Origin of the sequence: Candidatus Jidaibacter acanthamoeba, from assembly GCF_000815465.1 — a bacterium.
Classification (GTDB): Bacteria; Pseudomonadota; Alphaproteobacteria; order Rickettsiales; family Midichloriaceae; genus Jidaibacter; species Jidaibacter acanthamoebae.
Window position 1 is genome coordinate 1 of sequence record NZ_JSWE01000019.1, and the last position, 3,689, is coordinate 3,689.

The 3,689-nt window shown below is 33.7% G+C and carries 6 protein-coding genes; 5 read left to right on the forward strand and 1 reads right to left on the reverse strand.

Annotated features, from left to right (window positions below; genetic code table 11):
* The 3 genes from NF27_RS12145 to NF27_RS00250 all read left to right on the forward strand — a co-directional run.
* The coding region (locus tag NF27_RS12145) for a hypothetical protein (RefSeq protein ID WP_039454549.1) at nucleotides 1-323 on the forward strand (323 nt) is incomplete at its 5' end.
* Nucleotides 320-532: a hypothetical protein gene (locus NF27_RS00245; protein ID WP_039454551.1), complete on the forward strand. Its 213-nt coding sequence runs from the start codon at nucleotides 320-322 to the stop codon at nucleotides 530-532. The genes NF27_RS12145 and NF27_RS00245, both read left to right, overlap by 4 nt.
* Nucleotides 533-591: 59 nt before the next feature.
* Entirely contained in the window at nucleotides 592-921 is a 330-nt protein-coding gene (locus NF27_RS00250) for a transposase (RefSeq protein ID WP_053332442.1), read from the forward strand.
* A gap of 49 nt (nucleotides 922-970) precedes the next feature.
* Here NF27_RS00250 and NF27_RS00255 read toward each other — a convergent pair whose 3' ends face one another.
* On the reverse strand, nucleotides 971-1,753 hold the full coding sequence (locus NF27_RS00255; RefSeq protein ID WP_084212734.1) for an IS5 family transposase: 783 nt from the start codon (nucleotides 1,751-1,753) through the stop codon (nucleotides 971-973).
* A gap of 116 nt (nucleotides 1,754-1,869) precedes the next feature.
* On the opposite strand from NF27_RS00255, the gene NF27_RS00260 reads away from it, so the two are divergent.
* Both NF27_RS00260 and NF27_RS00265 read left to right on the forward strand, forming a co-directional pair.
* Nucleotides 1,870-2,064, forward strand: a complete 195-nt coding sequence (locus NF27_RS00260; protein ID WP_039454555.1) for a hypothetical protein — start codon at nucleotides 1,870-1,872, stop codon at nucleotides 2,062-2,064.
* Entirely contained in the window at nucleotides 2,045-3,229 is a 1,185-nt protein-coding gene (locus NF27_RS00265; RefSeq protein ID WP_039454559.1) for an IS4 family transposase, read from the forward strand. Before NF27_RS00260 ends, NF27_RS00265 begins: the two co-directional genes overlap by 20 nt.
* The last annotated feature ends 460 nt before the right edge of the window (nucleotides 3,230-3,689 follow it).

Genomic DNA, 3,689 nt, shown 5'->3' on the forward strand with positions numbered 1-3,689 from the left:
TAGAGTTGAGAAACTGCTATCAGCTGAACCTAAGAAGCTATATCCAAGGTGTATTAACGGTAAGCATGCCGGGGCCGCCTGGAGACTGTGGCGGAGCATGGGGGTTTATGGAGCTTGCCGAGGAATATAGTCTTCCTAAGATATATAGCAAGCTTAGAGCAGTTTTAGAAAAGTATCAATCCGGTAAAGCAAGCCGCAATCATTTTGAGCAAATGATAGAAGATTTAGAGTATTGGATTAATAGAGAAAAGGTAAATAAGCAAAGAATCAATGAAGAATTAAGAGAATATCTTTTAACTAAAGATCAGGAGGCTACTATATGAGATGTAAAATTCAATTTATGTTTGAAACGGAAGAAGAAGTTATTACAGAAGAAATTGCTTGTTTTCATAGAACTGATGATATGTCCCCTGCAAGTCTGGGTTTAAGTTTAAAGGAAGCAAAATTAATAACATCCGAAGCCCAAAAAAGCATGATTGGTCATCAAATCAAACGGTATATTGCTGCTGAAAAAATGGAACCATTGAAGTAAGTGTGTATAAAGTCATAGTAGTAAAGAAATAAGAAATCTAATAAACAAGGAAGGACACTATGGCAGAAAAAATAAATAAAGAACTAAACTTAAAAGAAATGGCGAAAGCGTTGGTAAAAGAGTACAAGACACAGGAAGCAATATTTGGGGAAGGAGGGGCTTTAAAGCAGTTATTAGGTAGGACGTTAGAGGCATGTTTAGAAGGAGAGATTACCGATCATTTAGGGTATGAAAGATATAGTCGGGAAGGAGAAGAAAATAACAGCCGCAATGGGTATGGAAGTAAAAAGCTAATCACTGATCAAGGAGAGATAGAGATTGAAGTACCAAGAGATAGAGAAAGTAGCTTTGATCCACAAATAGTAAGTAAAAGGCGCTTTGTTGCCTAAATCCGAATTGGGAAAAAACCTCCCTTTACCTGAACTATTTAAGTGATTTTCATTGATTGAGGCATACCAAGATTAGTAATTTTTTAAGCATATAGCAACCAAGAAGAGTCTCTGCATCTTGATTATCCCACTTTCTAGATCTAAGTTTGGCTCCTATAATACTTTTATAACGACAAATAGTGTTTTCAACGATCTCTCTTCTCCCGTATTTATTCTTATGGCGCCAGGCATGGTCCCCCTTTTCTTTAATATAATTAATTGTGTCAGACCTATGTTTTACAGTAGCCTTTTTGGCATTTTTAGGAGGTGGAATTATAGCTTTGATATCTTTATTTTCTAATAAACTATAACTATTGTTACTATCATAGCCAGTATCAGCTAAGATTTCTGTTACTTTTTCTTCACCCGCACTTCTTATTAAGGGTTCTAAGCACTTACGGTCATCAGTTACATGGCTGGTCATAATACGTGAGACTATTAATCCTTCCTCACTAACTCCTATATGTAGTTTACGCCATATCCTTCTCTTTACTTCACCTCCATGCTTGAAAACAAGCCATTCACTTTCTCCGTATACTTTTATACCAGTACTATCTATTACTAAATACCCTTCAACATCCAGGGGTGGTAATTTTATTCTCTTAAGTACACATTGAGCTCTTTTAGATAATCTGCTAAACTCAGGAACTTTAAGTTTAACTCCAATAAGCTCAAATATTGATCTAACAAACCCTTCAGTTTGTCTTAACGGCAGCTTAAGTAGCATACGCAATGTTAGCATCATTTCAATCACATAATCAGAGTAAAAAGTTAACCGTCCTCGTTTACACATACTGCCTTACTAAAATACCATAACTTCTCTATATGGGGTTGTCTGCAGGACAATGGCATTCGGTTAAGGGAAGGGCTATGCTATACTTACTCAAACTTTTAAAAAAGGAGTAAAGTATGGAAGAACTAGCTGTTATTGAGTATTGGTCGAGTGTTAAAGAGATAATAGATAGAGTGTGTGAAGAGTACAACGCATTGTGGCAAAAGCGAAGTAGAATATTAAATAGTAAAATTATAGTTATTATGATTTTTAAAAATCTCAAGTGGCCGAGGTCAAGGCCTCAGTATAAACTTGTTAGAGTTTTGGGATAGTTGTGAGGAAAAAGATATAAAGCTACCCCAAAATAAATCTGTAGCAGCTTCTTCTTTTTGTGAGGGGCGTCAAAAGATACCTGAAGATATTTTTAAGGATATTAACAAATGTTTGTTAGAGAACTGGAATAAGAAACGTTTTCTTCCTTTATGGTTAGGACATCGAGTTTATGCCATAGATGGTTCAAGAGTAAATATTCCTAGAGAGCTTATCAAATTTGGATTTAAAATTTATGACGAAGAACATAGGCATTATCCTCAGGGGTTATTAAGTTGTCTTTATAATGTTCTAAGCAAAACAGTTTATGACTTTAATTTTGTCTCACATATGAATGAGAGGAAATGTGCTCTACACCACTTAAACATTTTAGAACCAAACGATGTTGCCATTTTTAATCGAGGGTATTCTAGTTATCTGTTACTTCATGAATTTCACAGGAAGGGTGTTCATACTATTTTTCGAATGCAAGAAGGGTCTACAAACAAACGTATTGTAGATTTTATCAGAAGTTCTAAGACAGAAGAAATAATAGAATATGTTCCTTCTAAAGCAGTTATCTCTGATCTTAAGAAACAAGGATATTTTTTAAAACCAAAGCCAATCCCTCTTCGCTTAATCAAACACACAATTAAGGGAAAAACTTACCTTTATGGTACAACTTTAAGTGGTGAGCAGTATCCAGCTAATTCCTTTTCTGATCTTTATCACGAGCGGTGGAGTATTGAAGAACTTTATAAAATATCCAAGAAAATTATCAATATTGATGAGTTTCATTCTAAAACAGGGAGAGGAGTCAAACAAGAAGTTTATGCTCACTTACTGTTAATTAATTTATCACGATTCTTTGAGTTTGATGCTCAAGATAGCTTACCACATATGAATCAAGAAGATAAAGAGAAATGCAGTGCATTCAATTTCTATAAGTTCTTCAATTCAACAAGTATGTTTAATATCAATTTTAAAAACTGTCTTAGAGTTGTAAGTAATTATATAGAAAATCTTTTTCTTGATTCTTATGAAGAATTAAGAAATTGGGTTGCCAAGGTAACTCAAAAGATTCTGCGCATACGACAAAAAATTCGACCGGGCAGATCTTTTCTAAGACAATCATTTAAACCAAGAAAAGATTGGGAAAAGACAAATATCAAACCTATTGCTCCTTAACCGAATGCCATTGTCCTGCAGACAACCCCTTTATGATATTTAATTCTTTAGGTATGTCAGTTAAATTTACTTATTTGCACCACAAAGCCTAAATTACCCGGATTATTATTTTATGATCAGGAGAAAGCAGAATTCTTTTATACTAACATTACAAAACAACATATCACCAGTAAAGCAGATAACATAGAATATGCAAGGACAGTCGAGTTATATTCCTGCTATAATAGCAATAGTTTTAAGGCGGGCCGTTAATCTCTTAGAAATAATAAAGCTAAAAAAGATAGAATGAGAAAGGGGTAAAAGTTATCAAGCATAAAGGAAGGCATGGTTGTGTGTGTGCTTCTCTGATATAGTTATGTTTTATAAATTTTTAATAAATATTTTAGTTTTTTAGTATAAATTTAAATAATAATATCTAGCAAACTATTATATATTTTTGTAATGTTGAAGCATAATAAAA

Excerpts from the sequence above, each read along its gene's own strand:
- NF27_RS00255 (WP_084212734.1), bottom strand. The coding sequence starts at position 1,753 with ATGTGTAAACGAGGACGGTTAACTTTTTACTCTGATTATGTGATTGAA.
- NF27_RS00260 (WP_039454555.1), top strand. The coding sequence starts at position 1,870 with ATGGAAGAACTAGCTGTTATTGAGTATTGGTCGAGTGTTAAAGAGATA.
- NF27_RS00245 (WP_039454551.1), top strand. The coding sequence starts at position 320 with ATGAGATGTAAAATTCAATTTATGTTTGAAACGGAAGAAGAAGTTATT.
- NF27_RS00250 (WP_053332442.1), top strand. The coding sequence starts at position 592 with ATGGCAGAAAAAATAAATAAAGAACTAAACTTAAAAGAAATGGCGAAA.